The sequence below is a fragment of the Bacillus sp. NH11B genome (genome assembly GCF_001884205.1).
In the GTDB taxonomy this organism is placed as follows: Bacteria; Bacillota; Bacilli; order Bacillales; family Bacillaceae_G; genus Bacillus_A; species Bacillus_A proteolyticus.
This window is the reverse complement of record NZ_MAOG01000143.1, coordinates 1-17,667: the sequence shown is the minus strand read 5'-3', so window position 1 is coordinate 17,667 and position 17,667 is coordinate 1. Positions and strand designations below refer to the sequence as shown.

The window sequence follows — 17,667 nt, the reverse complement described above, 5'->3', positions numbered from 1 at the left end:
TGTCGATAAAATTAATGGTAACAAAATAAATTTTCATTGACCATGAACAGTTTTGTTGAAAATGTTCACTACTCGACATATAAGGTATGCACTGTCGAGTAAGTAAAGAGAAAATCTATAAAGGAGTTTCAAAATGTCTACACCTAAAAAAGAAGATCCTCGTACAGTTCGCTCAAGGGAAATGTTTAAAAATGCTGTTTTTTCTCTCCTATGTGAGAATCTTAGTACTTCAAGTTTAACGGTTCAGAAAGTCGCAACAAAAGCAGGATTAAATCGGACAACATTTTACTTACATTATCAAGATATTCAAGATTTACTAGACCAAATCACAAATGAGATTTTAAACGAGCTTTCTAATAAAATTGTTGATTTAATACATGCAAAAGATTTATCAGAAAAACAAAAGCTAACACAATTACTTGATTATTTATATATCCATCGAAATTATTTATTTATATTATTTAAAATGAATCAATTTGAGGAACAACTATTTTTATTTTTAAAGCAATTAATAGAAACGAGAAGAGAGAATACGAAAAAGGATTTGCCAGATGACTATGTTGCGGTTGATATTAAAACAGCCTCTTTGGTAGGTATCATCATGTGGTGGATAAGGAATGGACTTCACTTTAGTTCAGATTATATCGCAAATCAAATTTATTTCATGTATAAATAATGATTTTAAGGATCGGAATTAATAGAACTTTATAAAACAAAAAGTTCCGAGAAAGAAAGGGATAGTCATGAATTTTAAAAATGAAAAAGTAGCATTACGCTTAGAGGTTGTAAATTACCAATTTAATGATGCAAAAGACGAGTGTGATAGAAATTGGTTAAGAGTAAAGGCAAAACTATCAGAAGAAAATAAAGTTTTTGAAACGATGGATCCTTTTTTACAAACATACGACTTACAGTACATGAAAAAATGGTTTGAATCTTTACCAAATCCTACATATAACGAACTAGATTTCATAGAACCAAATTTAGCGTTTGAATTTATGGGGGAAAAATCAGGGGAGTTTAACATTGTTATTCACTTATCGCTGGAACTTAACCCCGCATGGTGTAAGGAAGAAGAGTACGAATTTTCTATCGGTATAACTCAAGATGATAGAGAGAATATTATTCGTTCTATTGAAGAGCAACAAAGGAAATTCCCAAAACGATAAAAAAAGACTTGATAACCTACAAGAGGGAATCAAGTCTTTTTATTACATACGATTATCATGCCAGAAGTTTAATGGGAAGTGTTCGTTCTCATTATAGGCTTCTAATTCATATCCTTTTTCTTTCAATCCTTTAATTATACCAGGTATTGCTTTTACTGATTGTGGATGAATATCGTGCATAAGGATAACTTCTGTTGGATTTGTAGCACCATGTAGAACGTTTTCTACGATTTTAGCAGATGCAGCGTCTACTGGCATTTTGTTGTATCTCCAGTCTAATGAATCAATTGTCCAGTCCCAAACTTTTAAACCATTTTCGACAACTTTGTTGCGAAGGGCTTCATTTAATCCTGGCATTGAGCCGTAAGCAGGACGTGTTAATACTGGTGATTTTCCTAGAACACCAGAGATTAAGCCTTGGTCTTCTTTCATTTCATCAACGTAATGACCTTCTGTGTAAAGATTCTTGTAGTTATGAGTCATACTGTGCATCCCAACATAGTGGCCTTCAGCATTTTCACGTTTTACAAGATCAGGGAAAGCTTTCACGTTTGAACCAATTAGGAAGAATGTTGCTTTTGCATTTTCACTCTTTAACATATCTAAAAGCTCAGCTGTGTATTTTCCAGGACCATCGTCAAATGTTAAGTAAGCGACTTTTCTAACTTGCCCGTTATAGTGCTTTGGAGCTTCTTTCGGAGTAAGGGACGTTTGAATTTCACTTACAAGTTGAACAGATTTCGCTTCATCCTCTGTACTTGCTAGAGCGATATGTGTTGATCCATAAGCAGCTTCGTATGTAAATAATACCCCAGCGCAAATCAACAGAGCCCTTTTCACTAAAGTTGTCATCCGAATTCCATTGTGCATAATTTTCCTACTCTCTATAAAAGTTCTACTCTACTATATTAGCAATTTTAGAGGGGGAAATGCAAAAAAACTTTTTTACAAACGCAAAAAAGTTTGTTAAAAAGTATGCAAGATTTCACGGTTTTGCAGGTTTGAAAAAATGAAACAAGAATTAAATGAATGGAACTGTATGTAAAATGGTTCATTCATGTTTTTTGTTTTAGAAAGGGAGGATAAGTATGAAAAAATTAGCTTGTTTACATGCTCATCATTCAAATATTGAATACATTGACCGAGTGTTGCAATCTTTTGAAATAGAAATACTCCATTTTGTAGATCCAATCTTATCACACAGACTAAAAATAGAACGAGAACAAGCACGAAATGATTTAAAAGATATTATAAAGTATATAGCTGAAAGTGATGTAGATACACTTTTAATAACTTGTACAGATTATATCACGTTATTAGATGAGGATTTCAAAATAGACATACCTATATTGAAAATTGATGAGCCATTCTTTGAAATGATTTGTCAGGTTGAAGAGCCACAGACAATACTATTTACAAATACCCGTACTGTTTCAGGAACGATGCAACGTTTAAGAATATACGCTCATCAGAATAATAAATCCATACAAGTAAAAGTAGAAGTGATAGAGGGGATATTTGAGTTAATTATGCAAGGTCACAAAGAAGAGCATGATGCTAAATTAGAACAGTATTTATATGAAATTATGAAAGATAGAAACGAAATGTTCTCAGTTGCACAATTATCAATGGTAGACGCTGCTACAAGGGTAGAAAATATAATAGGGAGGAACATAATAAATCCGTTGAATGCGCTAGTGGAGTATTGTATACAGAGTGTGAATGAACAACCGTGTGAAAAATAAAGAAAAGGATGTTTTTTGTTTTAAAGAATATCAATAAAAATTTCACATACCGTATTTAAAAAATAAATATAGGAAAACCAAAAAATAATGTAGAATATATCGTACATACATATATGAAGTCAACATAAAACATAAAAGAGGTGGGCATATGTTACTTGAAGAAGTAATGCAGCAACTGGAAGAGTATGGGACAGAACAAACTCGTAAGACATATAAAAACCATGGGGCGAAAGAGCCGTTATTTGGAGTTAGTTTTGCGAATTTAAAATTGTTAAAAAAGAAAATAAAAAAGGATCATGATTTAGCAATTTCATTATGGGAAACGAAAAATATGGACGCAAGGACTTTAGCAACGATGATTTTAGATCCGAAGAAACTAACATCAGAACAGCTAAATAGATGGGTTCAAGATGTTGATTATTATTGTTTAATGGACGTTCTTATGACAGCTATATGTACGTCGCCAATCGCGATAGAAAGAATGGAAGAATGGACAAAGTCTGATGATGAATGGATTGGAAGAGCTGGTTGGTCATTATTAGCGAATATCGCAATAAAAAATAAAACGTTAGACGATGACTTCTTCGTACCGTATTTAGAAGAGATCAAGGTTCATATACATAATGAAAAAAATAGAAAAAAAGAAGCGATGAATAGTGCTTTAATTGCGATAGGGATTCGAAATGAAGCTTTAGAGCAACAAGCAATTGAATTTGCACGCGAAATTGGAAAAGTAGAAGTTGATCATGGTGCAACGTCATGCAAAACGCCAGATGCAGAAGCTTATATCAAGAAGACACGAGAAAGAACTGAAAAAAAGAAAGTAAAATAAGAGAAGGGGAAAGGCTATGGGACCAATTGAAGCGGCACGAAGCATAATTGCATCACAATTTTCGAATTGTGATGTTGCTTTACTAGGGGGAAGTGCTGCTAGAGGAGAGGCTACGAAAACATCTGACCTTGATATTGTAATATTTGACCAAAGTTTGTCATCTTGTTATAGAGAATCTTTCTATAGTAATGGTTGGCCTGTTGAAGTATTCGTACATAATTTTGAAACGTATAAAACCTTTTTTAAAATGGATTGTGACCGCGGGAGACCTTCGTTACCACAATTAGTTTCAGAAGGGATTGCATTAAAAGGGGAGAATGAAATTGTTGAGAAATTAAAAAGAGAGGCGAATGATTTACTAAATAAAGGACCAGCAAAATGGACCGAAGAAACGATGAAGCAGAAGCGATATTTTATTACGGATGCTTTGGATGACTTTATTGGTGCAACAAAGAGAGAAGAAGAGTTGTTTATCGCAAACTTATTAGCTGATTTAGTACATGAATATGTTTTGAGGGTAAATGGACAATGGCTTGGAAATTCAAAATGGTTTATTAGAGTGTTAAAAAGATATGACGAACAATATGCAGACCAATTTGTAGCAGCTTTTGATCATTTTTATAAAACAGGAGATAAAAATGAATTAATTAGTTTTATAGAAAGAACTCTAGATCAGTATGGAGGAAGAGTGTTCGAAGGGTTTTCTATCGGAAAATGAAAAGGGGATAGCAAAATGAATGTACCATTCGTTCAATTAAGAGAACTGACACTAGATGATGTAGAAGATTGATATCAATGGTCATTAGATATAAAAGTAACAAAACATTTAGTCGTACCAGATCAATATCCACCGTTCACTCGTGAAGATACGAGAAAGTGGATTGAAGCATGCGTAAGTCGAGAGAATGGCTATGAACAACGAGCTATCGTTACAAAGGAAGGTGTACACATTGGATGGGTAGACCTAAAAAACTTTGATCAAACAAATAAAAATGCTGAATTAGGAATTGCAATTGGAAATAAAGAATATTGGGGTAAAGGATATGGAATGGCAGCGCTATACAGTATGTTACAAATTGGCTTTTCTGCATTCGAATTAGAAAAAATATGGCTACGAGTAGACGAAGATAATTTACAAGCTAGAAAGAGCTATGAAAAAGCTGGATTTGTTTGTGAAGGAATAATGAGAAATGATAGATTACGTCATGGTGAATTCATTCATCGCTATCGTTATAGTATGTTAAAAGAAGAATATCAATCTTTATTTAATAGTCTATAAAAATATTATGTTAACTAAAGGGGATAGGGAAATGATTCGATTACTTACTAAAGAAGATGCGGAAAAATATTGGGATTTACGTTTACAAGCATTACAAGTAAATCCAGAGGCATTTGTAACAACTTATGAAGAGGCAATTCGTCAGGAAAATCCTATTGAGCGAGTTGAAGGTAATTTGACATCTACTACTAGTTGTACATTCGGTGCATTTAATGAAGAAAATCAATTAATCGGAGTTGTCACTTTATTAAGGGAAGAGAAAGATGCCTATAAGCATAAAGGTCATATCGTTGCGATGTATGTAGATGCACAAAATAGACGTAACGGACTAGCACGTGAATTAATTGCAAATGCAATTCAAAGAGCGAGAGAAATAAAACTTGAGCAATTAAACTTAGGTGTTGTATCCACAAACGAACCAGCAAAAAGATTATATGGATCAAAGGGTTTTAAAACCTACGGAATTGAAAAGAGAGCTTTAAAGATGAATGGTGTATATAGTGATGACGAATATATGGTGTTGTTTCTTTAAAAGAAGGGGGTTATTATGAAAGATCTCTATTTAGAAAAAGATATGAACCCGCAAGTAGCCATTTTATATGCAACAGTTCTTGATACATTTAAACGATTGCAAAATTTAGTAGAAGGTACAGAAGAGGACGAACTATCCTTTAAAGGGTCTGAAAATAATGAAAATAGTATAGGGCAGCTACTTCAGCATTTAGCAGTTGTCGATTTACACTGGGTATATCGTTTAAGAGGAGAAGAAGTTCCACAGGGGCTTAAAAATAAATATGGGCCTATGTTGAATAAAATAGGGGAATTGCCAAGTTTAAGAAAAGATACATTGCAAGAATTAATGCAAGATTATGAAGCAGTGCAACATATGTTTTATGAGGAATGTATGAAACTAACAGAAAATGATTTAACCCGGGAAGTGTCCTATGAAAAGGGAGAAAGTGCGACTATAAGATGGGGAATATGGCATATAGCTGATCATAATCGGTACCATCAAGCACATATAAATCGATTGAGAAAATTATACAAAGAACATCACTTACATATAATCTAAATGTAAGTGTGAAAAACTCCCCTTAATTAATAGATTAGGGGAGTTCATTTTAAATTGGCTTTTGTTTCTTTTCTTCCCAAGTTAACATCAAATTTTTATGGTAGTCTTTTGGTTGCTCAATTAAATACCAGTAAATTATATGCGCAATTGTTGGCTGCCATTTTTTATGGCGTATTCTTATATTTTCGTGATGAGTATAGTGAGTGGAAATTACAGTCGCTTTTGTTTCTGGGAAACCGCTGTATACAATATCTTCTATCTCATACCAATAAACTTTATTCCCATCTAAATCAATTATTATACCTTCATCATCCCAATAAAAAACGGTGTTCTCTCTTCTTTTTTTCAAAAGATAAAAACCATAGTATAAAAAAAGGACTGGGATGATTAAGATTAGAATACCAAGGAAGAAAAACTCATCTATTAAAGCTAAAATACAAATGAAAAGAAAAGAAAGTCCTGCAGCTAACATCATTAAGGTGAATACCATGGAAATTTTATATGTTTTAATATGATTACATCCAAATAACTAATTTATTTCTTTAGTTAAAACTCTTCATCTGTACGATATGCACCGATCATTATGCATACAGCGGATATAAAATACATACACATTTCGATTAGCGTAATTCACCAAACGAATGCTGTAGAGATTCCTCTTAGTGTTATTTTAATATATTGTATAATAAATAAAAACATTATTATTTTTATAAGTTAATATTCTGTTGAAAAATTTTGCATTCGAATAGATTGAAAGTTATTTAATAAAAAACTATTATAAGGGGTTTTATAATGAAAGCTATTGCAGTAGGGATATTGGCATCGTTTTTCTTTGCCTTTACCTTTGTGTTAAACCGGTCGATGGACTTAGGAGGCGGGAGTTGGATTTGGAGTGCATCATTACGGTATTACTTTATGGTTCCAATGCTGCTACTTATTGTTCTGTATAGAGGGAACTTAAAACAACTCTTTCAATATATGAAAAGTAATCCGAAAGAATGGTTGTTATGGAGTATTGTTGGATTTGGTCTCTTTTATGCACCGCTTAGTTTCGCGGGTGCGTTTGGACCGGGGTGGCTTGTCGCTTCAACTTGGCAAATTACAATAGTTGCAGGGATTTTGTTAACACCATTTTTTGCGGTAGACCCATTACATAAAAAACTTCCAATGAAGGAATTAGTAATGTCAGGCATTATTTTATTCGGTGTTGTTCTTATGCAAGTAGAACATGCTTCTTCTTTAGGGATTCGTGAAACCATTTTATGCGTAGTTCCTGTACTCATTGCTGCGTTTGCATATCCACTTGGAAATAGAAAAATGATGCAAGTATGTAAGGATGAATTAGATGTCTTCCAACGAGTTCTCGGTATGACATTAGCAAGTTTACCATTTTGGTTTTTACTTTCTGGCTATGAAGTATCTACAAGCGGTTTACCGTCAAGTAGTCAAGTTTTTCAATGTTTTATTGTAGCGATTAGTTCAGGTTTAATTGCTACAGTATTATTCTTCTTTGCGACAGATCTTGTAAAAGATGATCCGCAAAAATTAGCAACAGTCGAGGCGACACAGTCTGGTGAAGTTTTATTTGCTTTAGTAGGAGAGCTGATCTGGTTATCGGCTCCAATTCCGTCTTCTTTATCGTGGGTTGGAATGAGTCTTGTAATTGTCGGAATGATACTTCATAGTTATGTAGCTGTAGTTGTGAAAAAAGAAGAAAAAATAACGGCGTAAAAAGATTAGCTCTTTTTCAATAAAGAGCTAATCTTTTTTCATGAGAAAGGATGGAGATAGAGTGTTACAACGTGTTGAGCATATAGAAATAGATCCTATAAAAAAAGTATTAAAGCATGCGACCGGTCCGAGTGAAGAAAGCTTAATTAAAGCAGTTTCAATGTATAAAAATGATCAGGCAGTGCTATATAAATATGGGAGTAAGGGTTGTATAGGTATAGCGTTAATTTATACAAATAGAGCGAGAATGTGTCACATAGCTGTTGATGAAAAATATCGTAATCAAGGCATTGCACTTCAAATGATTAAAGAAATAATTAGGGAATATGAGTTAACATATATTGAGGCTGAGACAGATACAGAGGCAGTCGGATTTTACAAGAAATGTAACTTTAAGATTGAAAGCTTAGGAGAGAAATACCTGGGAGTAGAGAGGTTTTATTGTTATTTAGAGAATGAATAAAATACATAGCTCATCATTTGTGATGGGCTATTTCATATTAGTATAAATTAAGATCGCTAGATTGAAAGTTTTTCATTGCGTTCACTTTTTTATATTTATTTCAAATTAATATACCATAATTTAACTTTTTTCGATATGATAAAAACGACAGACGTATAGTAATCGGAATGATTAAGTTAAAAATTAAGAAAAATATGATAATATATGTATGTATTAGTTTAAAGCAAAATGGGGGAACAATCGTGAAAATGAATGAAATAGTGGCGAGTACAAAACTTCCAAATACAATCGAAACAATTACAAACGATTTAAAAACCTTAGGGATAGAAAAAGGAATGACAGTTATTGTTCATTCATCATTAAGTTCAATCGGTTGGATATCTGGTGGGGCAGTTGCCGTAGTAGAAGCGTTAATGAAAGTTGTTACAGAAGAAGGAACGATAATTATGCCAACCCAATCTTCAGATTTATCCGATCCAAAACATTGGTCAAGACCACCTGTACCAGAAGACTGGTGGCAAATTATCCGGGATAATGTTCCTGCATTTGACCCACGTATAACACCAACAAGGGCAATGGGAAAAGTAGTTGAATGTTTTCGTACATATCCAAATGTATTGCGCAGTAATCATCCGCTCAGTAGTTTTGCAGCATGGGGGAAACATGCTGAGGAAATTATAGCAAATCATTCACTTTCCATAAGTTTTGGGGAAGAATCGCCCTTACGAAAAATATATGATTTAGATGGATACATATTATTACTTGGTGTCGGATACGACTCCAATACGTCCATACATTTATCTGAGGTACGTACAGGTGCACGCGAGTTAATAAAGGCAGGAGCACCTATTATAGAAGCAGGTGTAAGAGTATGGAAAGAGTTCGTTGAAATGGATTACGATTCTGACACGTTTGTAGAAATTGGAATTGAATACGAACGGAAAGGAACAGTTACGCGTGGGAAGATAGGGAATGCGACGTGCCGTTTTATGAGACAACGCGATGCAGTTGACTTTGGAACAGAGTGGTTTCGTGCGAAAAATCAGTAAGGGATGGTTAAGATGAAGGGGAAAAAAGTATTAATTACGAGCGGCGGTTGCCTAGAAAAATGGGATCAAGTACGTGGACATACAAATTTAGCAAAAGGTACAATTGGAAGAATTATTGCAGAAGAGCTAATGACAAAAGGAGCAAATGTAATATATTTGCATGGCTATTTCGCTGAGAAGCCAATGGATGTAAATGACCAATTAGAATTGCACCCATTTGAGGGGATTATTGATTTACAAGATAAGATGAAAAGTATTATTACACATGAAAAAGTTGATGCGGTTATTATGGCTGCTGCTGGCTCAGATTGGGTTGTGGAAAAGATTTGTGATCAAGATGGAAATATTCTTAATATGAACGGAAAGATTTCGAGTGACATCGCTCCAATTATTCATTTTAAAAAAGCACCAAAAGTATTAAAACAAATAAAGAGTTGGGATCCAGAAACGATACTCGTTGGCTTTAAACTGGAAAGTGACGTAAATGAAGCAGAACTTATTGAAAGAGCAAGCAAAAGGATGGAAGATGCGAAAGCAAGTATAATGATAGCGAACTCACCGCATTCTTTATATTCTCGCGGCGCTGTACATCATGTTATCGGACAAGAGGGCAACGTGAAGTTATGTAATGGGAAAGATGAAACTGCAAAAGAAATTATCAATATGTTAGAGCATTTATGTAATCGTATCACTTCTATGTAAATTTAAGCTTTTAGAAAGAGATGCAGTCGCATAGTATGTAATGGAGTTAATATTAAATTAGTGAGGGAACTTCTCCCTTACTGATTATTAAATCGAATCAACGGAATAGGCTATTAGCTGCTCGTAAATGTGTAATACATGTTATATGCATAATGAACATTTTGTGAGGAGTGGATTTTATGGAACATTTATTGAAGCGAGCTATTAAACTTAGAAATGAAAAGAAATATGCACAGTCTAAAGAGATACTTATAGGGTTAACAAATTTTACGAGGGATGCAGAAGTACTATATCAATGCGCCTGGATACATGATGTAATGGGTCTTGAAACGGAGGCTGTTCCGTATTATGAACAGGCAATCGCGAACGGACTTGATGGTGAATCCCTTTGCGGTGCGTATATCGGTCTTGGCAGTACGTATCGTTGTATAGGGGAGTATGATAAAGCGATTACTGTATTAGAAGCAGGGATAAAGAAGTTCCCGAAAAATGACGTGATGAAAGTGTTTTTATCACTAGCAAAATACAACGTAAACGATCATGAATCCGCGATGAAATTATTGCTGGAAGCGGTCGTAAAAGTAGAGGAAGTAAAAGAATTTGAACGTGCCATTTTATTTTATAAAGACCATTTAAATGAGGTTTTTGAATAGAGGTGTGAACGTATGAATGTCACCATATCTCGGAAGAGAATAGGTGTTTGGTTTGGGCTTGTATCTTTAATTATGTTGTCAAACTATTTATTGTATGCCCTTCCAATTGTACCAGCCGCTCCGAAAGAAGTAGTGCTTGGTTCGTTATTAGATTTTATGTTTGTAATTCCAGTCATCACATATTTCTTTATTATACGAAAAAGGTATTCGTTAACGTATATGTTTCCTGTAGTTATAGCAGGATACGTGTTCGCAAGATTTATAATTCCTAGTGATTATTTACAAGCTTTTTCATTTGTTTCGTATGTAATAGTTGCTGGAGAAATTTTGTTCGTATGTTTTGAACTGTTTCTGATATATAAAATTATTAGAGTTCTACCTAAAATAATAAAACGATATAAAGAATATAGAAGTGAGTATTCTTCATTTTCTTATGCGATTGATCAAGCATTTGATGATACTATGAAAAGAAGTAAGTCAGTAAATATCATTCTTACTGAGTGTAAATTATTCTATTATGCTTTTTTATCGTGGCGTGTAAAAGTATCAGAAAGTGAATTCACATACTCATATCATAAAAAGACCGGTGCAATAGGTGTTTATATCATGATTATTCATGCAACTTTAATTGAAAGTATCGGTTTTCATTATTTACTTCATCAATGGAATCCAGTAAGAGCTTGGATTTTACTTATCTTAAACATATATGCAATGTTTTATTTTTTAGCTGAAATACAAGCGATACGTAAAAATCCAATTATCGTTGCGGAAGAAAAAGTAATTATTCAAATTGGATTAGGAAAGAAAATCGTTATACCATTTACACAAATTGATAACATTACGTTTTATAAAGGCGAACTTTTAAAGAAAGAGGTTCTTGACGCAACTGTTATGGAATTTATAAAGGAACCTCCAACTTTTGAAATAACGTTAAAAGAGCCAATTAAAGCGCAGTTGTTATATGGATTTTCTAAAACAGTAAATCGTGTGCATTTAAATGTGGATGAGGAAAGAAAATTTTATGATGCGGTTACTGAAAGGTTAAAACATATGAATGGTGGATAGTGAAAAACTCCTTCTAAATAAGAAGGAGTTTTATTGTGTAATTGTAGACCGTACACTTCTTTATCGCTATATAAACGGATATAATTAAGACTAGAAATAGCATAAGGGGAAACAAAAAATGAATAAATTACGAACGCCTAAAAGTGAAATTATAGAAAGAAAAATTCGGCATGACTCAACAATAATAGATCACAATTGCTTAATACTTGAAAAGAAATCTCAAAGTATCATGTTATTTCATGAGGTTCAGTATTCATTTACGATGAATACAAATGATTCGAGTTTAACAATCCCAAAAGGAAGTTACACCATTGCATACTACTGGGAAAATCGTCCGTACAATTTATACATATGGAGAGATAAGAACGGAATGTATTTAGGCGCTTATTTTAATATTGTAAAAAATACGCACATAACAGACGAACTAGTGTCATTTGAAGACTTAATTATTGATATTTTGGTGCTTCCAAGCGGAGAATATTTTATTTTAGATGAAGATGAATTACCTGAGCCTTTAGAGGGTTTTGAGGGTGGTTATGTGAATGAAGCACTTTATGTATTAAAGGAAATAATTCAAAAGTCGCTTCCTCAAATGATTGTAGAGACAGAAATGGTGCAGCTAAAATAAAGTTTAATCGATTTGAAAAGAAAATACGTGTTTAATGAGAATGAGTAGTCTCTAGTTATATGATCTAACTTTTTGGATAAATCTAAGGTTAGAAGCATATTTCTTGGGATTACTCTTTTTTTGTAGGAATTTTGTTGCTTAGTTTCTAAATTGATTTTTAAATTTATCAAATAAGATTGACTGAATCAAGTTCAGTCGTTTATGATTGAATCAGATTCAGTCGTGGCAAAAAACATAGTAGGAGATGACGTATGAAAAGAATATCAAAAGAACCAGATATAAGACGCCAAGAGTTAATGGATATTGGTTTTGAACTATATATGAAAAATGGTATGGGAGGATTTAGCATTAAAGATGTTGTGAATCGTGCGGGTGTAGCAACAGGGCTTTTTTACTATTACTTTAAATCTAAAGAAGATTTTGTTGATGAGACTTTAAATAGCTTCATTGTGAAAAATATGGAGTTAATCGAAGAAATACTTATTTCAAATGAACGGTCTGTAATGCAGAAGATGAAAGATTCTCTAGATATATTTTGGACATTTATTGAAAAATTAGCACCCTATAAAAATATGAGTTCGTTTCAGACGGAACAACATTTTCAACTGGAACAGAAATTATTCACACGAATGCAACCGTTAATTCGACAAGTAATTGAAGAAGGAGTGAAAACGGGGATTTTTTATACTGACAACTCATTATTAGCTTCTGGATTTATTTTATACGGTCTTAGCAGTATTGCCCATTCAGAAGTAAAGTTGAGTCTAGATACGAAGCAAGAAATGGTTAATTTAGTATTAACTACACTACGATACGATCAAAAAGAAGGTGAATATAAATGAAGATTATTATCGATGGAAACAATATTTCGCAAGAGAAACTTACAAAATGGAAAAGAGAACGTATTAAAAAAGTTTTAAATACATTAGGATATAAAGAGCCTGAAATAAATGATACAGACGCCATGATAAAAAAGCTAACGGAAGTAAAGATGGGATATTCATATAATGAGATGTATGATAAGTTGAAATCCAAACTTAGATTAAGTGGAATAGGTATGCGTATTTGTTCAGTTTTATCTGGCGATAGACGAAAATTTTCAAAAACAAGTATCTATTTAGACGGGATTACAGCAGAAGAAGCTATAAATGGAATTGATAGTTTTATGCTTGAACAATCACGTGAAAATAATCAAGTGAATTTATCAGCTTGTCCTGATCACTATGTACTAAGACCCTTTGGGGAAAATGAATTAGAGGTTATCGAAACTACAGGTAATTCTCCGTTCCCGGTTCAATTTTTCATTGTTTTTGGTGACGAAACGGGATTAAAAACACCTAGAGATAAGTCTTATCAATACCAATCAACAGGTGTTGCACGTATGAAAGATGGTACTATTATTGGTGGAGTTCGACATCAATTTAAAGATACTGATACTGGGATAGAAGTACGTCTAGTTGTTGAGTTCCCAGCACTTTGTCCTAATAGCCTTATTAACTCACATCAAATGCATTTAGCATGTGAGTTTTCTTATTGGTTACAGCGGATTAAGGACCATGAAAAATAGTAAGTGAAAAATACCTTTCAAATAAAGAAATATACTATTTTTATGAATATAAATCGAACTGTATTTCAAACAAACAGTAACGATGTTCAAGCAAATCATATGTGTCTTTTAATAAAACCCAGTTAACTTATCGAAAATACCTTTGGTTTTTTTTATATAAAAAACGAATTTATTCATTTATATGAATCAGTTCAAGGAGGGGGAAGAAGTGGCAGAACTGTTATTCCTTTTATTAAAAGACGAGAAGCAACAAGAAAATAAAATCGTTGGTGAAATGATAGCTGATGCATATGCTTTAATAAAATAGTGAGAAATAAAAAACTCGCAATTTTTTAAGCTTGCGGTTTTTCATCGTAAACAATTAATAAATATGGTAAAATTAAGAGGTAACTTATGGTACGGTTGGTTGTTCAATTATCACTTCTCCAGGTAGGAGGGGGGTGATAATTCGTGAGTGAAATTGCGTTGCTGCTGCAAGGTGGACTGTTTCTCGTTGCATTGTTAACGTTTATTGTCGTCTTAATTGACAAGCTCAAAAAATAACAACCCACCTATGCCTATAGAAAGTGGGTTGTTGTGTTTGTACGAAACAAATAGGATAAATGAACAATCCAATCTGCTAAGTTACGTGGACTAGTGTGTAGCCGCACACTAGTCTTTTTTATTTATATACAGTTTTTAATTGTTTTATGTGATTGTATTGTTCTATTCATACTCATTATAACACAGTGTCTTTTCATGAAGAAAGGAGACCGTATGTTCTGGTGTCAATTAAATAGAAGGTTTAGTTTCTTTAAATAGCCCGTCCATATATTGTTTTAAGCTTTCTACAAAAAATCCTTTTTTGTCTACATTATTTACGCCGACAATTGGTGATGGAAGATCGTACCTTTTTTCTGATAAATGAACAACAACATCAAAAATATCAAATAGGCGAATGAAGCAGAACAGCCCGTCTTTATCACTAAGTAAAATAAAGTAATGGTTTTCACTCGTTGTATTTAATGTATTCCATAAAGAACTTTTGCTTAAGTCACGGACGATACTCTTTTCCTTTAATTCCATGAAATCGGCATTTAATAGAATGTTAGAAATATCAATCGCATCTGGATCGTCAAAGTAGCCATCAATTGTTTGTACAGCAAAAGTATAGGCCATTTTTAATACACTCATTTTATATTTACGGTTATCTAAAAGTAATTCACGTTGAATAGAACTAGCTACTTTTGTTACACGCTCTTCTTTCCAAATTTCATTGTGTAGTGAAATATCGTGCTTTTTACATAGTTTCATAATTAATGCATTGGAATAAAGTATTTCATCACTTACTTCGACAACATCCGTTTCAGCGGCTGCCAGCTCTTCACCGTGTTCATTCGTATAGAGAGGGGAGTCGATTTGTTTTTTCATTTGCTCAATCTTATATTGACTTAGCTTATGCCTAATTAAAGGACGGTCAACATTTGTTGTCATATGTTCATGACAGGAATCACAAATGGAGTTTGTGAAATAATATCCACATAATATCTCTGGTATGACATATTGTTCGCTAAGTTCTTTCGTATCTTTTCTGCAAATGATGCATTGTGTCATATTTATCACCTTTACCCACAAATTTGTATGTAATCTCATTGTAGTGTATTTAATGGTATTTTGGAATATTGTAAAGGAAAATATTATGTGAAATTCATGTTTATTTTGGTACAATGAAAAGAAGTGCTAGTTTAAAGGAGGATGTTTTTTTGAAATCGAAAGTGCACTTTTGGACATTAGAAGTGCTGATGGTTGTAGGAATTATATTTATTTGCACAAAAATATCGTTTCTATTTCAACCGATTGGTATCTTCATATCAACATTATTTTTCCCAATTTTAATCGCGTTATTTTTATACTTCATTTTTAATCCATTGTTAGTCTTTTTGGAGAATAAAAAAGTACCGAGAGGTTTAGCGATTTTACTATTGTATCTTTTTATCATCACATTAACTGGAGTTGCTATTGGAGTAGTCGTTCCAACGATCTCACAGCAGCTAATGGATTTAGTGAAAAACATGCCGACTTATATAAAAGAGGGAAAAGTATACATACAAGATCTATCCCATCATAAATTATTTGAATGGCTATCTACACAAAACTACGTTTCCATTGAAACAATTGAGAAAAATGCAATTGAATACTTAAAAGAAATACCAAACACAATTACGTCGAGTGCAACGGCTTTATTTGGTATTATCACGAACGTGGCATTAGTTATTTTTACAGTACCGTTCATTTTATTTTATATGTTTAAAGATGGACATGCATTTCCAGGAAAAGCCGTTAGTGTATTACCAGAGTCTTACCGTGAAGAAGGACTTCGTATCATAAAGGAAACGAACGAAACATTATCTGCATATATTCAAGGTCAAGCGCTCGTTTGTATGTTTATTGGTGCCTTTACATTTACTGGTTATTTAATCATCGGTTTACCGTATGCTTTTGTTTTAGGGATTATCGCAGCACTTACAAATATAATTCCGAACTTAGGTCCTTTTATCGGAGCAGCACCAGCTGTTATTGTAGGTCTATTCGTATCTCCGATGCAAGCTCTGTACGTAATTATTATTGTAACAATTGTACAGCAGTTTGAAAGTAACATCATATCTCCACGTATTATGAGCTCGAAATTAAACATTCATCCGTTAACGATTATTATCCTTATTTTAGGGGTAGGGAACTTTGCTGGAATTATCGGAATGATTTTAGCGGTGCCTGTTTATGCAGTAACGAAAACAGTTGTTTCGAACTTAGTGAGATTGTTTAAAACGAAACGAAGTAATCGGAAATAGAAAAAATTAGGGAAGATACACCGCTGAAAAAAGTGGTGTATCTTTTCAAATTTTTAGATTGTATGAAATGCGTATTATTATATATTTTTTACACATCAAATTAACTGCAATGCATGTATAAAGTATTCCTGTTAAACTACGTGGAATCCCTCTGAACTATCCAAATCATTTCTTTACACCGCGTTATTAACATCATAATCGACTCCTTTCGTTTCTAATATAATTTCAAATAATTATAGGTGAGTGTAGTACTTGCTTCTACGATCACGAATTTCATCTATAATCTTTTTATACTGTTTCTCTTGTTTTACTTCATCTGCAGATATAGTTTCTTTTTGAATCGTAATGGTTAAAAAGAAAAGGTGAAACTTCATACATGAATTCCTCCTTTCAAATCGGAATTACAGGTGACTACAATAATGACTTTGTCGTTCTTTGACGTTGTCCATAGCCTGTTCAATTTGTCGGTCATGAAGCGTATCAGACTCAGATAGTTTGTTTTTTTGAATGGTAATCGTTAAAAAGAATACTTTGAATTTCATTGGATTTTACCCCTTTATAATTTATTTAGTAAAGACGATTGTAATAAGAGGACTGGCGCTCTTTCACTTCGTCCATAATGTTTTTGATATGTTGTTCACGTAAGATTTCAGCTTTAGTAAATTTTCGTTTTTGAATGGTGATAGTTAAAAAAAATGCTTTAAATTTCATTAAGATATTGCCCCTTTATAATTTATTTAGTAAAGACGATTGTAATAAGAGGACTGGAGCTCTTTCACATCATCCATAATATTTTTAATTTGTTGTTCACGTAAGATTTCAGCTTTTGAAGGTTTACGTTTTTGAATGGTAATCGTTAAAAAGAAAGCCTTAAATTTCATTAG

At 33.1% G+C, this 17,667-nt stretch carries 25 protein-coding genes and 2 pseudogenes; 20 read left to right on the top strand and 7 right to left on the bottom strand.

All coding sequences use genetic code 11. From position 1 onward, the window contains the following. Positions 1-133: 133 nt before the first annotated feature. On the top strand, positions 134-676 hold the full coding sequence (locus BAU27_RS29035) for a TetR/AcrR family transcriptional regulator (RefSeq protein ID WP_071746307.1): 543 nt from the start codon (positions 134-136) through the stop codon (positions 674-676). Between the two features lie 67 nt (positions 677-743). Then, positions 744-1,169 (top strand): WapI family immunity protein, encoded by a 426-nt coding sequence (locus BAU27_RS29030; RefSeq protein WP_071746306.1) that lies wholly within the window; start codon positions 744-746, stop codon positions 1,167-1,169. A 42-nt stretch (positions 1,170-1,211) separates the two neighbouring features. On the opposite strand, the gene BAU27_RS29025 is transcribed toward BAU27_RS29030, so the two are convergent. Next, the gene (locus tag BAU27_RS29025) at positions 1,212-2,039 is read right to left on the bottom strand and encodes a peptidoglycan-N-acetylglucosamine deacetylase (RefSeq protein ID WP_071772852.1); all 828 of its coding nucleotides are present in this window, start codon (positions 2,037-2,039) and stop codon (positions 1,212-1,214) included. Between the two features lie 218 nt (positions 2,040-2,257). Between BAU27_RS29025 and BAU27_RS29020 the strand changes: the two genes are divergently transcribed. The 6 genes and pseudogenes from BAU27_RS29020 (at position 2,258) to BAU27_RS28995 (ending at position 6,097) form a co-directional block, all read left to right on the top strand. Then, a complete protein-coding gene (locus tag BAU27_RS29020; RefSeq protein WP_071746304.1) occupies positions 2,258-2,914 on the top strand; it encodes an aspartate/glutamate racemase family protein in 657 nt (218 codons plus the stop codon). 148 nt (positions 2,915-3,062) lie between these two features. Further along, entirely contained in the window at positions 3,063-3,746 is a 684-nt protein-coding gene (locus BAU27_RS29015) for a DNA alkylation repair protein (RefSeq protein ID WP_071746303.1), read from the top strand. A gap of 16 nt (positions 3,747-3,762) precedes the next feature. Beyond that, complete coding sequence (locus BAU27_RS29010) at positions 3,763-4,464, top strand: nucleotidyltransferase domain-containing protein (protein ID WP_071746302.1); 702 nt, start codon at positions 3,763-3,765, stop codon at positions 4,462-4,464. Between the two features lie 15 nt (positions 4,465-4,479). Continuing rightward, a pseudogene (locus BAU27_RS29005) lies at positions 4,480-5,025 on the top strand (GNAT family N-acetyltransferase). A 31-nt stretch (positions 5,026-5,056) separates the two neighbouring features. Then, the gene (locus BAU27_RS29000) at positions 5,057-5,557 is read left to right on the top strand and encodes a GNAT family N-acetyltransferase (RefSeq protein ID WP_071772851.1); all 501 of its coding nucleotides are present in this window, start codon (positions 5,057-5,059) and stop codon (positions 5,555-5,557) included. Positions 5,558-5,572: 15 nt separating this feature from the next. Further along, the gene (locus BAU27_RS28995; RefSeq protein ID WP_071772850.1) at positions 5,573-6,097 is read left to right on the top strand and encodes a DinB family protein; all 525 of its coding nucleotides are present in this window, start codon (positions 5,573-5,575) and stop codon (positions 6,095-6,097) included. Between the two features lie 49 nt (positions 6,098-6,146). Here BAU27_RS28995 and BAU27_RS33130 read toward each other — a convergent pair whose 3' ends face one another. Then, positions 6,147-6,572, bottom strand: a complete 426-nt coding sequence (locus BAU27_RS33130) for a hypothetical protein (RefSeq protein WP_071772897.1) — start codon at positions 6,570-6,572, stop codon at positions 6,147-6,149. A 317-nt stretch (positions 6,573-6,889) separates the two neighbouring features. On the opposite strand from BAU27_RS33130, the gene BAU27_RS28985 reads away from it, so the two are divergent. From BAU27_RS28985 to BAU27_RS33125, 11 genes and pseudogenes are all read left to right on the top strand, one after another. Next, positions 6,890-7,828 carry a DMT family transporter gene (locus BAU27_RS28985; protein ID WP_071772849.1) on the top strand — a complete coding sequence of 313 codons (939 nt, stop codon included), beginning with the start codon at positions 6,890-6,892 and terminating at the stop codon, positions 7,826-7,828. A 61-nt stretch (positions 7,829-7,889) separates the two neighbouring features. After that, complete coding sequence (locus BAU27_RS28980; RefSeq protein ID WP_083596223.1) at positions 7,890-8,291, top strand: GNAT family N-acetyltransferase; 402 nt, start codon at positions 7,890-7,892, stop codon at positions 8,289-8,291. Positions 8,292-8,539: 248 nt separating this feature from the next. After that, on the top strand, positions 8,540-9,340 hold the full coding sequence (locus tag BAU27_RS28975; RefSeq protein WP_139254709.1) for an AAC(3) family N-acetyltransferase: 801 nt from the start codon (positions 8,540-8,542) through the stop codon (positions 9,338-9,340). A gap of 12 nt (positions 9,341-9,352) precedes the next feature. Beyond that, positions 9,353-10,042, top strand: a complete 690-nt coding sequence (locus tag BAU27_RS28970) for a phosphopantothenoylcysteine decarboxylase domain-containing protein (protein ID WP_071772846.1) — start codon at positions 9,353-9,355, stop codon at positions 10,040-10,042. Positions 10,043-10,221: 179 nt separating this feature from the next. Further along, on the top strand, positions 10,222-10,695 hold the full coding sequence (locus BAU27_RS28965) for a tetratricopeptide repeat protein (protein ID WP_071772845.1): 474 nt from the start codon (positions 10,222-10,224) through the stop codon (positions 10,693-10,695). A gap of 12 nt (positions 10,696-10,707) precedes the next feature. Beyond that, positions 10,708-11,760 carry a hypothetical protein gene (locus BAU27_RS28960; RefSeq protein WP_071772844.1) on the top strand — a complete coding sequence of 351 codons (1,053 nt, stop codon included), beginning with the start codon at positions 10,708-10,710 and terminating at the stop codon, positions 11,758-11,760. 118 nt (positions 11,761-11,878) lie between these two features. After that, positions 11,879-12,388 (top strand): ribonuclease FAU-1 family protein, encoded by a 510-nt coding sequence (locus BAU27_RS28955; RefSeq protein WP_071772843.1) that lies wholly within the window; start codon positions 11,879-11,881, stop codon positions 12,386-12,388. A 251-nt stretch (positions 12,389-12,639) separates the two neighbouring features. Further along, complete coding sequence (locus tag BAU27_RS28950; RefSeq protein ID WP_071746290.1) at positions 12,640-13,230, top strand: TetR/AcrR family transcriptional regulator; 591 nt, start codon at positions 12,640-12,642, stop codon at positions 13,228-13,230. Next, on the top strand, positions 13,227-13,955 hold the full coding sequence (locus BAU27_RS28945) for a hypothetical protein (protein ID WP_071772842.1): 729 nt from the start codon (positions 13,227-13,229) through the stop codon (positions 13,953-13,955). The genes BAU27_RS28950 and BAU27_RS28945 overlap by 4 nt, the downstream gene beginning before the upstream one ends. A 193-nt stretch (positions 13,956-14,148) precedes the next feature. Beyond that, positions 14,149-14,262: pseudogene (locus tag BAU27_RS28940) on the top strand (alkanesulfonate monooxygenase); the annotation flags it as partial. 143 nt (positions 14,263-14,405) lie between these two features. Further along, positions 14,406-14,498 (top strand): putative holin-like toxin, encoded by a 93-nt coding sequence (locus tag BAU27_RS33125; RefSeq protein WP_001289319.1) that lies wholly within the window; start codon positions 14,406-14,408, stop codon positions 14,496-14,498. Between the two features lie 228 nt (positions 14,499-14,726). Here BAU27_RS33125 and BAU27_RS28935 read toward each other — a convergent pair whose 3' ends face one another. Next, positions 14,727-15,548 (bottom strand): HNH endonuclease, encoded by an 822-nt coding sequence (locus BAU27_RS28935; protein ID WP_071746288.1) that lies wholly within the window; start codon positions 15,546-15,548, stop codon positions 14,727-14,729. A gap of 149 nt (positions 15,549-15,697) precedes the next feature. On the opposite strand from BAU27_RS28935, the gene BAU27_RS28930 reads away from it, so the two are divergent. After that, on the top strand, positions 15,698-16,783 hold the full coding sequence (locus tag BAU27_RS28930; RefSeq protein WP_071746287.1) for an AI-2E family transporter: 1,086 nt from the start codon (positions 15,698-15,700) through the stop codon (positions 16,781-16,783). A 233-nt stretch (positions 16,784-17,016) separates the two neighbouring features. Here the strand turns inward: BAU27_RS28930 and BAU27_RS28925 are convergent, their stop codons facing one another. From BAU27_RS28925 to BAU27_RS28910, 4 genes are read right to left on the bottom strand one after another with little or no spacing between them, the layout of a single operon-like run. Next, positions 17,017-17,157, bottom strand: a complete 141-nt coding sequence (locus BAU27_RS28925) for a YrzI family small protein (RefSeq protein WP_071746286.1) — start codon at positions 17,155-17,157, stop codon at positions 17,017-17,019. 27 nt (positions 17,158-17,184) lie between these two features. Further along, positions 17,185-17,325, bottom strand: coding sequence for a YrzI family small protein (locus tag BAU27_RS28920; protein WP_000669808.1), 141 nt, complete (start codon positions 17,323-17,325; stop codon positions 17,185-17,187). A 25-nt stretch (positions 17,326-17,350) separates the two neighbouring features. After that, positions 17,351-17,494, bottom strand: a complete 144-nt coding sequence (locus BAU27_RS28915; protein WP_071772841.1) for a YrzI family small protein — start codon at positions 17,492-17,494, stop codon at positions 17,351-17,353. A 26-nt stretch (positions 17,495-17,520) separates the two neighbouring features. Next, entirely contained in the window at positions 17,521-17,664 is a 144-nt protein-coding gene (locus tag BAU27_RS28910) for a YrzI family small protein (protein ID WP_071746263.1), read from the bottom strand. Positions 17,665-17,667: the final 3 nt, after the last annotated feature.